The following is a 16,318-nucleotide window of genomic DNA, read 5'->3' on the forward strand; positions in this document are numbered from 1 at the left end:
CTATCGCGGCACGGTTCCCCCAATCGACCGGAGGACCAATGACCGACTTGAACCAAACCATCACAGGGTTTGACCTTTGGCACCTTGATCTGCCTGTTACATCACGGCGTGATCATGGAATCGGCTCGGTCGAAGGCAGCTGCGAAATTGTGATCTTGCGCCTGACCTCAGAGGGCGGATCAGAAGGATTTGGCGAAGCGTCGCCATGGTCGGTTTTTACCGGTACACCCGAAGCAACTTACGCAGCGCTGGATCGTTATATCCGGCCGTTGGTTGTTGGGTCACATGTGGCAGATCGGGCTGGGATCATGGCCAAGGCCGCCTATGCCGTCGCACATTGCACCGAGGCCAAGGCCGCACTGGAAACCGCCTTGCTGGATCTGACAGGGCGTATCAGCGGCGTGCCGGTCTGGGCACTGATGGGTGGCAAATGCCGGGACTCGATTCCGCTGAGTTGTTCGATCGCCAATCCTGATTTCGCGCAGGACATTGCGCTACTCGAGCAATTGCGCGAGGACGGGGTTCGCATCGTCAAGCTGAAGACCGGATTCAAGGACCATGCGTTCGACATCATGCGGCTTGAACATCTGGCGCAACATTGCCCCGAGTTTTCTGTGCGCGTGGATTACAACCAAGGTCTGTCTATCGAGGATGCTCCTGCTCAGGTACGCGATGTTGCTCAATTCAAACCCGATTTCATCGAACAACCAGTGCGGGCGCATCACTATGGCATGATGGCCAAACTGCGAGGTCAGATCGACCTGCCCCTGCTGGCCGACGAAAGCGTGTTTGGCCCTGAGGATATGGAGCGTGCCGCGCGAGAAGGCATATGCGATGGCGTGTCGGTCAAGATCATGAAGTCCGGTGGGCTTAGCCGGAGTCAGACTGTGGCCCGCATCGCTGCGGCTCATGGGCTCAGCTCCTATGGTGGAGATATGTTCGAGGCTGGTTTGGCGCATCTGGCCGGAACCCACATGATCGCTGCAACACCTGAAATAAAGCTGGGATGCGAGTTCTATCAGGCATCGTATTTCCTGAAAGAAGACATTCTGGAAGACCCCTTCGTGGTACAGAACGGACAAGTCATCGTGCCGGACATGCCCGGGATTGGTGGCCGACCGGACCTGAACAAGCTGAACCACTATGCCGTGGCCAAGGCGGTGGTAGCATGAGTGAGCGCAAGACCATTGCCATAATCGGTGCCGGTATTGTTGGCGTGTCCACAGCGGTCTGGCTGCAACGTGACGGGCATGACGTCATATTGATCGACAAGGCTGGACCTGGCGAGGGTACGTCGCACGGCAATGGCGGGGTTCTGGCATCCTGCTCGATCATTCCAGTCACGGTTCCGGGGCTGCTGCAAAAGGCTCCGAGGATGTTGTTTGATCCGTCCCAGCCACTGTTCTTGAAATGGGGATACGTGCCCAAGCTTTTGCCATGGCTACTGCGCTATCTGAAACATGCCAACGCGAGCGACGTTGAACGCATTGCTGCTGCGCTGACGCCTATTGTCGGCGATAGCCTGAATGACCATAAGACACTGGCGCACGGCACCGGGGCCGAGAAGTGGATTGTCCCGTCCGACTATCTGTTCCTTTACGAAAACCGGAAACATTTTGAGAGTGATGCACTTGGCTGGGACATCCGGCGCAAGCATGGTTTTGCGTGGGACGAATTAGAAGGCGAAGCCTTTCACGCTTATGACCCGATTTTCAGCAAAGACCTCGGGTTTGCCGCCCGGCTTGCCGATCATGGCCACATCACTGATCCGGGGCGCTATGTCAAAGATCTGGCCGCCCATGTCGAGGACAATGGAGGCAAAGTTATACGCGCTGCAGTCGAAGACGTGGTTCGGGACAACGGCAAAGTTACAGGTGTACGCGCAGGCGGTACAACCATACCCTGCGACACAGCGATTATAACGGCGGGGGTCTGGTCCGGCCCCTTGGCAGACCAACTGGGCATTTCTGTTCCTCTGGAAAGCGAACGCGGTTATCATCTTGAATTAGTGGAACCTTCCGCGATGCCGAAAAGCCCGGTTATGGTAGCGTCAGGCAAATTCGTCGCCACTCCGTTAGAGCGTCGCATCCGTCTGGCCGGGATTGTCGAGTTCGGCGGGTTGGACGCGCCACCCTCGAAGGCGCCGTTCGAATTGATGCGCAAGAATGCCCGGGCGGCTTTTCCGGGTGTGACATGGAAGGATGAAGTGGAATGGATGGGGCACCGGCCCGCACCCGCAGATTCGATACCGGTTATCGGTGAAGTTCCGGGGGTTGACGGCGCGTATATGGGTTTTGGCCACCATCACATCGGTCTGACGGGCGGGCCGAAAACAGGGCGTCTTTTGGCGCAAATGATCGCGGGCAGACTTCCGAACACGGATGTCAGCGTTTACGCCCCGTCGCGATACGCAAATTAGCAAAGCCGGTGAACAACATCGGCAGAATCAATACCAACTGGGAGACTAAAATGAAAAAACTGACGAGCCTTATGGCAGCAACCGCACTGACCGCTGCCGCAGCCCTGCCGGTCGCAGCTGAAAAATGGGACATGCCGATGGCCTATTCTGCGTCGAACTTCCATTCGGCCACAGGTGCTGAATTCGCCAAATGCGTGACCACCGGTACCGGCGGCGAGATCGAGATTGTCACCCACCCTTCGGGTTCCCTGTTCAAAGGGGCGGATATCAAACGCGCCATTCAGACCGGCCAGGCCCCTATTGGAGAGCGTCTGCTGTCCGGCCACCAGAACGAGAACGCGTTGTTTGGATTTGATTCAATCCCCTTCCTTGCCACGTCTTTCGACGACAGCGCCAAGCTTTGGGATGCTGCAAAACCCTCGATCGAGAACCTGTTGGCCGAACAGAACCTAACGTTGCTTTATGCAGTGCCGTGGCCGCCGCAGGGGCTGTACTTTAAGGACGAGGTGAACTCGGTCGCTGACATGAAAGGCATCAAGTTCCGCTCGTACAACAACGCCACGTCACGTCTGGCCGAGCTGACCGGAATGCTGCCGGTGACCATCGAAGCGGCCGAGATCAGCCAGGCCTTTGCCACTGGCGTTGCCGATTCCATGGTGTCTTCTGGCTCAACCGGGTATGACCGCAAAGTTTGGGAAAGCCTGGATTATTTCTACGAAGTAGATGCCTGGCTGCCGCGCAACTACGTGATGGTGAACTCGGATATCTGGGCGGGCGTGTCTGACGCGAACAAGAACGTCATCAAAGCCTGCGCCGAACTGGCGGAATATGCGGGGAACTGGCGGGCCAAGGAATATACCGGGTTCACCCTGCAAGGCTTGCGTGACGGCGGCATGACCGTTGGTCCGGCGTCCGAGCAGATGACCAACGAGTTGAAAGAAATCGGCGTCACCATGACCAATGAATGGCTCGAGGCCGCCGGGGACGAAGGCAAAGCCATCGTCGACGCCTTCCAAGCACAACAATAACCAAATGGACGCGGGCGGCAGCGATCTGCCGCCCGTTCTCTATCCAACCAAAAGAAAAGCGGGGACAGTATGGCAGCGTTACGAGGGCTCCGGTCCGTACTGGATTTCATCTATCTGGCAGCAGGCGTACTGGCGGCGTTGAGCCTTATCGCCATTCTGGTTCTAATTGTGGTGCAGATGCTGGCCCGTTGGACCGGCGAGGTATTCCCTGGCGCGCCCGACTATGCTGGGTATGCGATGGCCGCGGCCTCATTCTTGGCTTTTGCCAATGCGCTGAACCGGGGCAGCCATATCCGCGTGTCGATCCTGTTGAATGCGGTGCCTGATAAATTCCGCCGGGTGCTGGAGATTTGGTGTTTTGGCATCGGCACGGCCGTCATGTGGTACTTCTGCTGGTACGCCTACCGCTTTGTTTATTGGAGCTGGAAGTTCAACGATATCAGCCAGGGACAGGACAAAACCGCGCTTTGGATACCGCAATCGACCATGTTAATCGGCGCGGTCATTCTGGCCATCGCCCTGACTGATCATCTGATTCACGTGATCTTCCGCGGCGATCACCGCATCACCCGCGATCTTGCCGATCAAAGCCACGGAGAATGAGAGCATGGAAAACGCATCAATCATCATCCTCTTCCTCTTTGTTCTATTCACTCTGTTGGGCACCGGCGTCTGGGTCGGGCTGGCACTGATGGGCGTCGCCTGGGTCGGGATGGAGCTGTTCACTACTCGCCCCGTCGGCGACGTCATGATCACCACCATCTGGTCAGCCTCGTCCTCATGGACGCTGACGGCGCTGCCGATGTTTATCTGGATGGGTGAAATCCTGTATCGAACGCGATTGTCCGAAGACATGTTCAAGGGGCTTTCACCGTGGATGGCCCCCCTGCCCGGCGGTCTGGTGCATACCAATATCGTCGGCTGTACGGTCTTTGCCGCCGTGTCGGGCTCGTCCGCGGCGACGCTGACCACGGTTGGCAAGATGTCGATCCCAGAACTGCGCAAGCGCAATTATCCCGAACGCATGATCATCGGCACTCTGACAGGTGCTGCGACGCTGGGCCTGATGATCCCGCCTTCGCTGACGCTGATCGTTTATGGCGTCACCATCAATGAATCGATTACCAAGCTGTTCTTTGCTGGCATCCTGCCGGGTCTGGTGCTGGCTTGCATGTTCATGGGCTATGTCGCGATCTATTCCAAAATCGGCAAGGACTGGAACCCGAACCAGGAAAACAAACTGACCTTTGCCGAGAAGATCAAGAACTCGCGCTTTTTGCTGCCAGTGATCCTGTTGATCGTCGTGGTCATCGGTTCGATGTATCTGGGATATGCCACCGCGACTGAGGCCGCCGCCTTTGGTGTGATCGGAGGGCTGTTGCTCGCAGCTGGTCAGGGTTCGTTGAACTGGAAGACGTTCACTGAAAGCCTCATGGGGGCCACTCGCACCAGCGCGATGATCGCATTGATCCTTGCGGGCGCGGCTTTCCTGTCGCTGTCGATGGGCTTTACCGGCCTGCCACGCGGTCTGGCCGATCTGATTGCCGGATGGGAACTGACGCGGTTCGAACTGCTGATGGTGCTGCTTGTGTTTTACATCATCCTTGGGTGTTTTCTGGACGGCATATCCTCAGTCGTGCTGACCATGGCTGTGGTCGAGCCTATGATCCGCGACGCCGGAATCGACCTGATCTGGTTCGGTATCTTTATCGTCGTCGTGGTCGAAATGGCGCAAATCACGCCGCCTATCGGGTTCAACCTGTTTGTGATGCAGGGCATGACCAATCATGAAATGAGCTATATCGCCCGTGCTGCGATTCCGATGTTCCTGATCATGGTTGTTATGGTTTTCGTCCTGATCTGGTTCCCGGATTTGGCCACCTGGCTACCGAATAACCTGCGGCAAGGCCCAACCGGGTAGCCTGCCGTTGAACCCGCTGCACATCGCTGCCCGCCACGGACCTTATGTTCTGTTGGCGGGCCTTTTGTCGGGGTTGCTGCTGCCGGGGTTGGCGCAACCGATGCGGCCGCTGTTGCCGCCGATGGTTGTGCTGTTGCTGTTCGTCACCGTGCTACGAATGGAGCCCGCGCGCATATTCGGATCACTGCGTGATCTGCCCCGCGTTGTCTTGGTAGTTCTTGGTCTACAGCTTGCGATGCCCCTGACAGTTCTGACGGTCGGTGCCTTGGGCGGGTGGCTCGACACCCCCGCCCTGTTTGCCTTGCTGGTCATGACCGCGGCTCCCTCCATCGCTGGCAGCCCAAATATGTGTCGGATGATGGGGCACCCATCTGAATACGCGCTCCGCCTTTTGGTGATCGGTACTGCGGTATTGCCAATGACCATAGCCCCGGTGTTCTGGCTGGCGCCGCAACTGGGCGGTTTCCATACGGTGCTTTGGGCCGCGTTAAAACTGCTAATCACAATCCTGCTGGTGACGCTGACCGCAGTCGCTATTCGCAAAACGCTGTTGCGAGACCCATCGCCCACAACAGAAAGTGCGCTCGAAGGCCTTGCCAACATCACATTGGCTCTCTTCGTCATCGGTCTGATGCCCTCAGTCAGCGAGGTCATCCTGACCGATCCGAAACGAGCGTTCCTCTGGATTACCTTCGCCTGCGCGGCCAATTTTGGCGTTCAGGCCGTCTGTTTTCGACTGACCCGGTTTCGTATGCCCACAGCCGCGTCGACGGCAGTGTCCCTGATCGCAGGCAACCGCAATATCGCGCTGTTCTTCGTGGCTTTAGCGCCCGAGGTTACTGCGCCGATCATGGTGTTCATCGGGGCCTATCAAATTCCGATGTACCTGACTCCGCTGGTGATGCAGCGCATGTACAGGGTCGTTAGCGACCGATGATAATGTCGGCGCAGAGGCCGCCCAGCCGCTCACTTTTGCTCAGACGCACCACGCCCCCATGGGCCCGCGCGATATCTGAAACGATGGCAAGGCCCAACCCCACTCCGGTACCCTGATTTTGATTGCGCGCCGGATCAAGGCGCGCGAACGGTTTGACCGCTTCGGATCGCTGTTCAGGTGGAATTCCTGGCCCGTCATCCTCGACCCGGATACGCAGGGATTTGGGTGTGGTGGACAGGCTGACATCCGCGCGATTGCCATACCGCACGGCGTTTCCAATCAGGTTTTCCACGGCGCGCCGCATGGCAGTGGGGCGCAGCATGACTGTTCCTTCCCCTTCGACCGAGATCAGGTCGACCTCATGCCCTGCACGACGCGCGTCTTTGACGATTTGCTCCAACAGCACCTTCGGATCGACAGATTCCGGAGCGCCCTCGGCCGCCCCGCGCGAAAACTCAAGGAACGCATCCAGCAGCAATTGCATCTCATCGACATCCTGCTGCAAAGGGGCTGCTTCATCCTCGGGCAACATCGAAAGGCCAAGTTTCAAACGCGTCAGCGGTGTGCGCAGATCGTGACTGACCCCCGACAGCATCATGGTGCGCTGCTCCATCTGGCGCTCGATACGGGCACGCATATCCAGAAAAGCACTGCCCGCCGCGCGTACTTCGATGGCCCCACCGGGAGAATACGGCACCACCCTGCCCCGACCAAAGGCCTGCGCAGCCTCGGCCAGACGAGTGATCGGACGCAATTGATTGCGCATATACAGGAAAGAAATCGTGGTCATGACAACCGCAAAGAACACCATTGTCACGATCAACTGGTGTGGCGCCACCGGAGACAGACGACGGCGATCAAAAGTCAGCTGTAGAATGCCCAGATCCGTCTGCAGATACAGCCGCGCCTCTTGTCCGCTGGGCAAGGCAACCGCAATCAAATCTGGAAGCAAGGCCCGCAGATCGGCCTCGACCTGGGGTGCAATGAAATCGTACCAACGGCGGTGACCAACCTTTGGTTCGTCGTTAATGCCCAGAAACCGGGCCTTCATTTCAAGCGCTTGCAGGTCAAGCCGAACAGCCGCCATCGCCTGTTGTTGCGTTTCCGTCTCTTCCATGACTTCCGTGATCAACATCACTTCGCGCGAAGCAGCGCGTGTCATTTGCGCCGTGACGTCTTCCAGATGTTTTTGCAGGAACGCGACCCCCACCACCAGCAACACCACGACCACCGGCAGGACCAGGATCAGTGCAGCACGGGCATAGAGGCTGCGCGGCATATAGTGTTTGAGCCAAAGCGCGGACATGCGCTAAACCTAACGGGCTGTTACGACAAGAGAAAGAGGTCAGAATGCAGGCGCCTGACGATTTCAATCCGCCCGCCGGCCCGGCGGTCGAGCTGCAGCCGGGATTGCGGCGTATTCTGGCGCCAAATCCATCCCCAATGACATATCGCGGGACCAACACTTATCTGGTGGGAACCAGCGAGCTTGCCGTGATCGACCCTGGTCCGCTCAGCAATGAACATCTGGATGCGATTCTGGCGGGACTTCTACCCGGACAGCGGATCAGCCATATCATCGTTACCCACAGCCATCTGGATCACTCTCCGCTGGCCCAACCCTTGGCGGATCGTACAGGAGCACCGATCATGGCCTTTGGAGGGCCCGAGGCCGGGCGTAGCGCAGTTATGACTCAACTGGCCGAGAGCGGTTTAGTCGGCGGCGGTGAAGGCATCGACACCAGCTTTCGCCCCGACATCAAACTTGCGGATGGGGCTTTGATCTCAGGCGACGGCTGGCAGCTTGAGGTGATTCACACCCCCGGCCATCTGGGAAATCACATCGCGCTTGGCTGGGGTGAGGTCTGTTTCACGGGTGATCACGTCATGGGTTGGGCCAGTTCACTGGTTTCGCCCCCAGACGGTGACCTGACGGATTTCATGGCGGCCTGCCATCGTCTGCACTCACGCGAGTGGGCCGTCTTTCACGCCGGGCATGGCGCGCCGATTGCCGATCCCGCAGCGCGGCTGGACTGGCTGATCAATCACCGCCTGACACGCGAAGCACAGATTCTGTCCGCGCTGGAAGATCACCCCGGTACGGCCCGAGAAATGGCCGAGCGAATTTACGTCGACACTCCGACCGCCCTTTTGCCTGCTGCTGAACGGAATGTTTTCGCCCATTTGATTGATCTGATTGGGAAATCTCAGGTCACTTTCGAAGGAAAGCTGTCAGCTGACACCCGTTTCATCAGACAAACCTAAGCCGCCGGAACTTTTTTTCGAAAACGTCGAATTCCCCTCTGGACGGCAAAAATCGGGATTGTTATACGGCCCTCAGTTCCGGCGTAGCTCAGCGGTAGAGCAGTTGACTGTTAATCAATTGGTCGTAGGTTCGATCCCTACCGCCGGAGCCAAATTCTCCCCACCTTAAATACCCATCACCAACGGTCGTTTGCGGCGCAAGATTTTTCGACGAAAAATCTTATACGCCCTCTGGACGCCGCAGAAACTGGTTGCTATACGGCGCGGACCGTTCCGGCGTAGCTCAGCGGTAGAGCAGTTGACTGTTAATCAATTGGTCGTAGGTTCGATCCCTACCGCCGGAGCCATTTCCCACGTTTTTTAAGATCAGCCCACCAAGGCGTCCTTGAAATCCGCGCGCAAGTTGCGTTTCAGAACCTTACCCGTTGCGTTCAGAGGCAAGGCATCCACAAACACCACCTTGTCCGGCACCTGCCATTTAGCGATTTTGCCGTCGTAAAATGTCAGCACCTCTTCTTCGCTTGGGTCCTCCCCCTCGGCGCGTACGGCCACCAGCAGTGGGCGCTCGTCCCACTTTGGATGCGGTACGCCAACCACGGCTGCGGTCGCCAATTTGGGATGTGCAACGGCGATGTTCTCTAACTCGACCGAACTGATCCACTCACCCCCGGATTTGATGATGTCCTTGGACCGGTCGCGGATGGTCATATAGCCGTCAGAGTCCAACGTTGCGACATCACCAGTGGCAAACCAGCCATCCCGCAGCAAATCTTCATCTTGCATCTTGAAATAACTGTCCAGAACCCACGGCCCGCGCACCAGCAGATCACCCTGGGTTTCGCCGTCATGCGGCAGATCATTGCCGTCATCGTCGACGATCTTCAGATCGACACCATAACAGGGTCTTCCCTGGCTTTCTCGAATGGCGTGCTGCTCGTCTTTTGGCAGGTCAAAGTGCTTGGCCAGAGGGTGATTTGCGGTCCCCAGCGGACTCATCTCGCTCATCCCCCAGGCGTGGATGGTGTCGACACCATAGGTTTCGCGGAAGGTTTCGATCATCGAAGGCGGGCACGCGGCCCCGCCGATCACCGTCCGCTGCAGGCTGGCCAGCTTGCTGCCAGACTGCTCCGCAAAAGCCAGCAGCCCTTGCCAGATCGTCGGCACGCCCATGGCCAGAGTGACGCCGTAAGTGTCGATCAGATTCACCAGCGCCTCACCATGCAAACCCGGCCCCGGCAACACCATCCGCGATCCCGACATGGCGCAAGCATATGGGGACCCCCAGGCGTTTACATGGAACATCGGAACAACCGGCATTACCACATCCATTGCCGAAAACCCGATAACGTCCCGTGTGTTCGATCCGAAACTGTGCAACACGGTGGAGCGATGCGAATACAACACCCCCTTTGGATTGCCGGTTGTGCCAGATGTGTAACACAGGCCGGATGCAGTGTTTTCGTCAAAGCTGGGCCATTCAAAACTGGCCTCACCGGTCTCGATCAGATCGTCATAAAATTGCACACCCGGTATCTGCGCAATTGCGTCATCGTTTCTTGGCCCCATCAGGACGAAATGTTGAACATCGGGCAAATGCTCGTGCAGGGCTGCGACCAAAGGAATAAAGGTTGCGTCGAAAAACAGAACCCGGTCCTGTGCATGGTTGATGATATACGTCAGCTGTTCGGGAAACAGTCGTGGGTTGACGGTGTGGCACACGAACCCCGCCCCGGAAGTGGCATAGTAGATCTCAAGATGCCGCCGGTTATTCCAAGCCAGCGTCGCAATCCGCGTCTGTGGCTCCAATCCCAACTTGGACAGTGCCGAGGCCAGCTTCCGCGCGTTTTCCGCCACTTGCGACCAACTGCTATGGCTAACTGTGCCATCGGTTTCAACCGAATAAATCTCAGTCTGACCGTGAAAGCGGTCGGCGTGATCAATTAGCGACGAGATCAGCAAGGGCTGCGTCATCATCTGTCCCAGCATGGGCGTTCTCCCTATGGCGGTGCCACTTTGTGCCCGCAATCACATCGGGCGATATGGCTTTTCCTTAGGCAGAGCCTGCCAAGCATTTAATTGTCTGACAATAAAAGAATGCGATTTACCGTTGCGGCAGGTGGTAAAATCGAACCCTCAATCGCGGTGTTTTAGCGCAAAAGCAACCAGCGAAGCGGTCGAGCCATCCTTGCCGTCAGCGCTAACCTCACCATCCACTATCGGACCCAGCGAGGTCGCCAATTCCTTGCCCAGTTCCACCCCCCATTGGTCGAACGAATTGATCCCCAGCAGAACCCCTTCGACGAAAACACGGTGTTCGTACATGGCGATGATTTGGCCTAGCACATACGGTGTGAGCTTCGGATAAATCAGGGTCGAGGACGGCCGGTTGCCCGGGAACACACGGTGACGGGCCTGACGTTCAAGCTCCTCACTGGCCAACCCTTGTTCGGCCATGCGCTGCCGCGCCTCATCCAACGACCGGCCGCGCATCAGCGCCTCGGATTGGGCCAGACAATTGGCCAGCAAAAGGCGGTGGTGGTGGGTAAGTTCGGGCTCGTGCCCTTCGGCGGCCACCATGAATTCGCAGGGGATCACATCGGTGCCCTGATGGATCAACTGGTAAAAGGCGTGCTGGCCATTGGTGCCCGGTTCACCCCATACCACAGGCCCCGAAGGCATGGTCAAGGCGCTGCCGTTCATTGCAACGGATTTACCGTTCGACTCCATCTCAAGCTGTTGGAAATAGGCGGGAAGACGCAGCAGTCGTTGATCATAGGGCAGAACCGCGCGGCTGGTATATCCCAGAACCTGGCGGTGCCAGACCCCAACCAGAGCCAGCATCACCGGCATGTTCTCGATCCAGTCAGCAGCGCGGAAATGGACGTCCATCGCCTGTCCCCCGCGCAGAAAGGCATCAAACGCGTTCGAACCGACGGCGATCATCACCGGTAGCCCAACCGGCCCCCAGACCGAATAGCGCCCCCCTACCCAATCGGCAAAACCAAATACGTGATCTTGGGCGATACCAAAGGCATCGGTCTTATCTACCGCACACGACACGGCTGCGAACTGTTTTCCACAATCGCCACCGCCATCCGTTAACCAGGCACGGGCGGTCCGGGCGTTGGTCATGGTTTCAATGGTGGTGAATGTCTTGGATGCGACAATCACCAGCGTCCGGGTCGGGTCAAGTGGGCGCAGCGTATCCGCGATATGCGCACCATCGACATTGGAAACATAGTGCAGGTTTGGCCCGTCGTGATACGGGGCCAACGCGTGCGTGGCCATCACTGGCCCAAGATCCGAGCCGCCGATGCCGATATTCACGACGTCGGTAAAGCTGCCACCTGTCCCGGAAATCGCGCCGCCGCGCACCTCTTCGGCGAAAACCCGCATCCGGTGCAGCGTGTCCAGCACGTCAGGCATCACATCCAGACCGTCGACCTCAACTGGTCCGCCATCCAGATTACGCAACGCCGTGTGCAATACCGCGCGCCCTTCGGTTTCGTTTATCTTGGCACCCGAGAACATGGCGTCGCGCCGTTCCGCCAGACCCGCCGTATCGCACAGCCCGATCAAAGCGTCACGGATGTCCGCGTCAATACTGGTTTTCGAGAAATCAAAGAGCAGGTCACCGGTTGAGGCCGAATACCCCTGCGCCCGGTTTGCATCCTTACTGAACAGACCCAGAATGGGCTGCCCCTTCCGCTCTGCTGCCAGTGCTTTGAGTGTCTCCAGTTGCATAGCGCCTACTCCGCCCAATGTACGGTCATGCCACTCAGCACCGCTGCGATGGGGGCCTCTTCCGGTGGCAGGGACATGGACCGTTCCAAAGCATCCCGTTTCGCGTTTCCGAATATGATCAGGTGTTTTGACAAGGCACCGTCCAAAACAGGCGCGGTCAGCGTGATACGGGGTTCCGGCTGAACCTCGGTCCGTGCCACCGCCAGAGGACGCGCGTGGCCGTCCAACGCGGCCTCAAGCCCATCCATACCCGGGAACAGGGACGCCGTGTGCATATCCTCGCCCATTCCCAACACCAGCACCGACAAGGGCCGGATCGGAGCGATCAGGCTTTCGATTTCCGGCAAGACATCTTCGGGCTCCTTCCCCGGCACGTACAGAGGTATATATTGCGCCACCGACGCCCGATTTGTCAGCAACCGCTCGCGGATCAGACGCTCGTTCGAGCGGTCGTGATCACCCGGCACACAGCGTTCATCGGTGGGCAGAACCCACACCCGGTCCCATTCCAAATCCGCCGCGCACAGAACATCAAACATCGGGCCGGGCGTCGTGCCTCCGGGGACAGCCAATGAGGCAAAGTCGTGATGCAGCAAGGCGGATTCCAGTTCACCTGCCAGCACGTTTGCAACGTCGATGGCCAGCATATCCCGGTCGGCGTATTCCTGTATGTTCATGGGTTTATCCCTTGCCAGCGGCGACCGTCTCGTTTCATCAGCAGCTCGGCGTCGCCCGGGCCAGTGCTGCCGCTTTCATAAGGTTTGGGAACATCCCCGCGCGCCTGCCAGCCCGCGATGATCGGATCGGTCCAGGCCCATGCGGCCTCGACCTCATCTCCCCGCATAAACAGGGTTTGGTTGCCGCGGATCACATCCATCACCAACCGCTCATAAGCGTCCGGCGGGTCCTGGTTTTCGGGCCCCAATGCCTCGGCAAAACTCATGTCCAGAGGCACGTCGACCAGGCGCATCCCACCCTGCCCCGGTTCCTTGATCGTCACCTTCAGCGTAATGCCTTCGTTCGGCTGCAGGCGGATCGACAAAACGTTGGCGTGGCGCCCGGCATCTGCGCCAAAGATCGAATGCGGTGCGTCTTTGAACATCACATTGATCACCGAAGATCGCGCCACAAGCCTTTTGCCCGTACGCAAATAGAACGGCGTACCCGCCCACCGCCAGTTACTGACGTGAGCCCGCAGCGCCACATAGCTTTCCGTGGTCGAACGTGGATTACCAACAGTATTCCGATAGCTGCGTCCACTCAGCCCACCTTCAAATTGACCGCGCACAATGTGGTGCGGCTCGACCGGGTCCAATGCGCGGATCACCTTGAGCTTTTCGTCCCGTACCGCGTCGGGGTCGAACTTGGCCGGCGGTTCCATCGCGATCAGGCAGAGCAGTTGCATCAGGTGGTTCTGCACCATGTCACGCATGGCGCCTGCGCGCTCATAATACTCTTCGCGCCCGTCAATGCCGACGGATTCGGCCACGGTGATCTGGATGTGGTCGACATACTGACTGTTCCACAATGGCTCGAAAAGCATGTTGCCAAACCGAACGGCCATCAGGTTCTGAACGGTTTCTTTGCCCAGATAATGGTCGATCCGGTAAATCTGCCCTTCGGAGAAATGCGCCGCTAGCGTCGCATTCAACGCCTGCGCGCTGCCCAGATCGTGACCAAAGGGTTTTTCAACAACGATCCGTGTCTGGGTCGTGGCCAGATCATTTGCTTTGATCCGTTCGGCCAGCGGTCCGAACAGGCGCGGCCCAACCGAGAAATAGAACGCCCGTACTCGATCAATTGTGAGCTTCGCTGCAAGCTGACCCCACCCCTCATCCGTAAGCGCATCTAACGCGACATAATCAACCCGTTGCAAGAACGCATTCAATGCCTTGGCATCCGCACAATGCGCGGGCGCATGTTCGCGCAACGATTGCGCGACCACATCCCGAAACGCATCGCTGTCCAATTCCGATCTGGCGGCACCAATGATCTGAACATCCTCGGGCCATTGTCCGGCACAATAGCGTCGGAACAGGGCAGGCAGGATCTTACGCTGCGCAAGATCGCCAGTACTGCCAAAAATGACCAGATCGAACGGGTCGACGGGGATGACGCGAGAAACCATGCGTTTCCCTTACCTTACCCCTGAGGGCATGTCCAATGTTAGCGCAAACAAAATTACACTTTTTCCCATCATCAAAACTCTGTCAGGTCGGCCGTGGCACCCTTAACTAATTCGGTCTGAAAGGCTAAGTCAGCAACAGGACTGCAAAGAACCGGATACCGGAATGAAAGACAACGCCTCTCAGATTGCCAATATCGGCAAATTTCAGAACACATTGGTGACAGCTGACGGGCAAACGCGGGCCTCGGTTGCGCTTAGCAACCCTGAAACGCTTTGGTTTAACACCGGTACCTTGTGCAATATCGAATGTGTCAACTGCTATATCGCAAGCAGCCCGACCAACGATGCACTGGTCTATATCACCGCTGATGAGGTGCGGGACTATCTGGATCAAATCGAAGCCCGAAATTGGCCGGTTCGGGAAATCGGGTTCACTGGTGGCGAACCATTCATGAACCCAGAAATGATCGACATGACCCGCGCCGCGCTGGAGCGTGGGTATGAGGTTTTGATTCTCACCAATGCCATGCAACCAATGATGCGCCGAAAGATGCGTGAGGGTCTGCTGGAATTGCAGCGTGACTACGGCAACAAGCTAACCCTGCGAATCTCGGTCGATCACTACTGCTCCGATCTGCATGACGAAGAACGTGGCAAGGGCAGCTTCGCCAAGACAGTGACCGGGATGGAGTGGCTGCGTGACAACGGCTTAAACATGGCCGTGGCCGGGCGCACTGTCTGGGGTGACAGCGACGCGGAAAGCCGCGCTGGCTATGCTGCGTTTTTCAAGCAGCACGGCTTTGACATTGACGCCCAAAACCCGGGCCAGACGGTCCTGTTCCCCGAGATGGACGAAACCATCGAAGTGCCGGAAATCACTACAGCTTGCTGGGGTATTCTGGACAAATCACCCGACGCCGTGATGTGCGCCAGCGCCCGTATGGTGGTAAAGCGCAAGGGTGCGGAACGCCCCGCCGTTCTGGCCTGCACACTTTTACCTTATGCGCCCGAATTCGAAATGGGTCACACCCTGGCCGAGGCCGAGGCGGACGTACACCTCAACCATCCCCATTGCGCCAAATTCTGTGTTCTAGGCGGGGCCAGCTGTTCAGGCTGATCAGTTCAGTTCAGGTGATTCCCAGAATTTCGTGCCGGACGCCCCAGCCGAGACGCGCCAGCCTTTCTTGCCCAGTACGAAAAAGGATCGGCCATCAGTGAACCGCACGGTTTCCCCGCTGCGCTCGTCACCGTACATCGCCCCGGTTTCCGCTGTTGCGTCGTAACCATATTCGATAAATTTCGCCAGATCGGCGGGGGTTTCGAACAGGATCACGAACTTGGTTTCAAACCCACCAATACCCACTGCGGCACCCACTCCGCCAGTACCCATGTTCATATAAGTGTGCTGACCCGTATCCATTGAAACGGCCACCCCGCGCCCATACCCGGCCGAGACCGGAAACACCGTAACCTTGCGCGAGTCGAACACGGCGTAGCCCGCACTAACGTCATACAACGCTTTTGCGTCGGGGTTTTCCGCTAATAACTGGGTAAGAACCTCGCTGGCCATCGCGTCCAGTTTGGCGCGCGTCTCTTCCGGGGTGGCCTCGTTCGTCACCAAATCCGTGGTCGAGTTGATGGTCCCCTCAACCGCGCTTGCACCTTTCTGAATGGTGTTGCCCACGGTTTCAGTCCCACGCCCTACAGCGTCGGCTGTGTTCGCAGCACCTTTTTTGATTTTATCAAAGACGCCTTCGGCGACGGCTGGTCCGCCAGTTAACAGCGCAGCGGCGAAAAGCAAAGCTCGGGACATAAAGCGATTCCGTATGTGACCAATGGATTGGTCGACACCATAACCCAAGCACCAATAAATTTA

At 57.8% G+C, this 16,318-nt stretch carries 14 protein-coding genes and 2 tRNA genes; 10 read left to right on the forward strand and 6 right to left on the reverse strand.

All coding sequences use genetic code 11. The features are described 5' to 3' along the window. The first annotated feature begins 38 nt into the window (after nt 1-38). From GOX21_RS03525 to GOX21_RS03550, 6 genes are all read left to right on the forward strand, one after another. Nucleotides 39-1,172: an enolase C-terminal domain-like protein gene (locus tag GOX21_RS03525; RefSeq protein WP_170375505.1), complete on the forward strand. Its 1,134-nt coding sequence runs from the start codon at nt 39-41 to the stop codon at nt 1,170-1,172. Further along, nucleotides 1,169-2,419, forward strand: a complete 1,251-nt coding sequence (locus GOX21_RS03530; protein WP_170375507.1) for an NAD(P)/FAD-dependent oxidoreductase — start codon at nt 1,169-1,171, stop codon at nt 2,417-2,419. Before GOX21_RS03525 ends, GOX21_RS03530 begins: the two co-directional genes overlap by 4 nt. A 50-nt stretch (nt 2,420-2,469) precedes the next feature. After that, nucleotides 2,470-3,447, forward strand: a complete 978-nt coding sequence (locus tag GOX21_RS03535; protein ID WP_170348846.1) for a TRAP transporter substrate-binding protein — start codon at nt 2,470-2,472, stop codon at nt 3,445-3,447. A 69-nt stretch (nt 3,448-3,516) separates the two neighbouring features. Continuing rightward, nucleotides 3,517-4,050, forward strand: coding sequence for a TRAP transporter small permease (locus GOX21_RS03540; protein ID WP_170375509.1), 534 nt, complete (start codon nt 3,517-3,519; stop codon nt 4,048-4,050). Between the two features lie 4 nt (nt 4,051-4,054). Then, nucleotides 4,055-5,368, forward strand: a complete 1,314-nt coding sequence (locus GOX21_RS03545; RefSeq protein WP_170348848.1) for a TRAP transporter large permease — start codon at nt 4,055-4,057, stop codon at nt 5,366-5,368. Between the two features lie 7 nt (nt 5,369-5,375). After that, complete coding sequence (locus GOX21_RS03550; RefSeq protein WP_170375512.1) at nt 5,376-6,305, forward strand: hypothetical protein; 930 nt, start codon at nt 5,376-5,378, stop codon at nt 6,303-6,305. On the opposite strand, the gene GOX21_RS03555 is transcribed toward GOX21_RS03550, so the two are convergent. Continuing rightward, nucleotides 6,292-7,611 (reverse strand): ATP-binding protein, encoded by a 1,320-nt coding sequence (locus GOX21_RS03555; RefSeq protein ID WP_170375514.1) that lies wholly within the window; start codon nt 7,609-7,611, stop codon nt 6,292-6,294. The genes GOX21_RS03550 and GOX21_RS03555 overlap by 14 nt on opposite strands. Before the next feature lie 44 nt (nt 7,612-7,655). Between GOX21_RS03555 and GOX21_RS03560 the strand changes: the two genes are divergently transcribed. From GOX21_RS03560 to GOX21_RS03570, 3 genes are all read left to right on the forward strand, one after another. Next, the gene (locus tag GOX21_RS03560; RefSeq protein ID WP_170375516.1) at nt 7,656-8,570 is read left to right on the forward strand and encodes an MBL fold metallo-hydrolase; all 915 of its coding nucleotides are present in this window, start codon (nt 7,656-7,658) and stop codon (nt 8,568-8,570) included. Nucleotides 8,571-8,647: 77 nt separating this feature from the next. Beyond that, nucleotides 8,648-8,722: transfer RNA gene (locus GOX21_RS03565), tRNA-Asn, on the forward strand. A 120-nt stretch (nt 8,723-8,842) separates the two neighbouring features. Next, nucleotides 8,843-8,917, forward strand: a tRNA-Asn gene (locus GOX21_RS03570). Between the two features lie 19 nt (nt 8,918-8,936). Here the strand turns inward: GOX21_RS03570 and GOX21_RS03575 are convergent. From GOX21_RS03575 to zwf, 4 genes are all read right to left on the reverse strand, one after another. Beyond that, nucleotides 8,937-10,556 (reverse strand): long-chain-fatty-acid--CoA ligase, encoded by a 1,620-nt coding sequence (locus tag GOX21_RS03575; protein WP_170375518.1) that lies wholly within the window; start codon nt 10,554-10,556, stop codon nt 8,937-8,939. Nucleotides 10,557-10,703: 147 nt separating this feature from the next. Next, a complete protein-coding gene (pgi, locus tag GOX21_RS03580) occupies nt 10,704-12,314 on the reverse strand; it encodes a glucose-6-phosphate isomerase (RefSeq protein WP_170375520.1) in 1,611 nt (536 codons plus the stop codon). Between the two features lie 5 nt (nt 12,315-12,319). Next, nucleotides 12,320-12,991 (reverse strand): 6-phosphogluconolactonase, encoded by a 672-nt coding sequence (gene pgl, locus GOX21_RS03585; RefSeq protein WP_170375522.1) that lies wholly within the window; start codon nt 12,989-12,991, stop codon nt 12,320-12,322. Continuing rightward, nucleotides 12,988-14,442, reverse strand: a complete 1,455-nt coding sequence (zwf, locus tag GOX21_RS03590; RefSeq protein WP_170375524.1) for a glucose-6-phosphate dehydrogenase — start codon at nt 14,440-14,442, stop codon at nt 12,988-12,990. The genes pgl and zwf overlap by 4 nt, the downstream gene beginning before the upstream one ends. 163 nt (nt 14,443-14,605) lie before the next feature. Between zwf and GOX21_RS03595 the strand changes: the two genes are divergently transcribed. Further along, on the forward strand, nt 14,606-15,559 hold the full coding sequence (locus GOX21_RS03595) for a radical SAM protein (RefSeq protein ID WP_170375526.1): 954 nt from the start codon (nt 14,606-14,608) through the stop codon (nt 15,557-15,559). Here the strand turns inward: GOX21_RS03595 and GOX21_RS03600 are convergent, their stop codons facing one another. Further along, entirely contained in the window at nt 15,560-16,255 is a 696-nt protein-coding gene (locus GOX21_RS03600; RefSeq protein WP_217353031.1) for a hypothetical protein, read from the reverse strand. It abuts the gene before it with no gap. Nucleotides 16,256-16,318 lie beyond the last annotated feature (63 nt).

This window comes from Ruegeria atlantica, from assembly GCF_013032005.1.
Taxonomy (GTDB): Bacteria; Pseudomonadota; Alphaproteobacteria; order Rhodobacterales; family Rhodobacteraceae; genus Ruegeria; species Ruegeria atlantica_A.

Excerpts from the sequence above, each read along its gene's own strand:
- pgi (WP_170375520.1), bottom strand. The coding sequence starts at position 12,314 with ATGCAACTGGAGACACTCAAAGCACTGGCAGCAGAGCGGAAGGGGCAG.
- pgl (WP_170375522.1), bottom strand. The coding sequence starts at position 12,991 with ATGAACATACAGGAATACGCCGACCGGGATATGCTGGCCATCGACGTT.
- GOX21_RS03575 (WP_170375518.1), bottom strand. The coding sequence starts at position 10,556 with ATGCTGGGACAGATGATGACGCAGCCCTTGCTGATCTCGTCGCTAATT.
- GOX21_RS03530 (WP_170375507.1), top strand. The coding sequence starts at position 1,169 with ATGAGTGAGCGCAAGACCATTGCCATAATCGGTGCCGGTATTGTTGGC.
- GOX21_RS03595 (WP_170375526.1), top strand. The coding sequence starts at position 14,606 with ATGAAAGACAACGCCTCTCAGATTGCCAATATCGGCAAATTTCAGAAC.
- GOX21_RS03545 (WP_170348848.1), top strand. The coding sequence starts at position 4,055 with ATGGAAAACGCATCAATCATCATCCTCTTCCTCTTTGTTCTATTCACT.
- GOX21_RS03535 (WP_170348846.1), top strand. The coding sequence starts at position 2,470 with ATGAAAAAACTGACGAGCCTTATGGCAGCAACCGCACTGACCGCTGCC.
- GOX21_RS03525 (WP_170375505.1), top strand. The coding sequence starts at position 39 with ATGACCGACTTGAACCAAACCATCACAGGGTTTGACCTTTGGCACCTT.
- zwf (WP_170375524.1), bottom strand. The coding sequence starts at position 14,442 with ATGGTTTCTCGCGTCATCCCCGTCGACCCGTTCGATCTGGTCATTTTT.
- GOX21_RS03555 (WP_170375514.1), bottom strand. The coding sequence starts at position 7,611 with ATGTCCGCGCTTTGGCTCAAACACTATATGCCGCGCAGCCTCTATGCC.
- GOX21_RS03600 (WP_217353031.1), bottom strand. The coding sequence starts at position 16,255 with ATGTCCCGAGCTTTGCTTTTCGCCGCTGCGCTGTTAACTGGCGGACCA.
- GOX21_RS03540 (WP_170375509.1), top strand. The coding sequence starts at position 3,517 with ATGGCAGCGTTACGAGGGCTCCGGTCCGTACTGGATTTCATCTATCTG.
- GOX21_RS03560 (WP_170375516.1), top strand. The coding sequence starts at position 7,656 with ATGCAGGCGCCTGACGATTTCAATCCGCCCGCCGGCCCGGCGGTCGAG.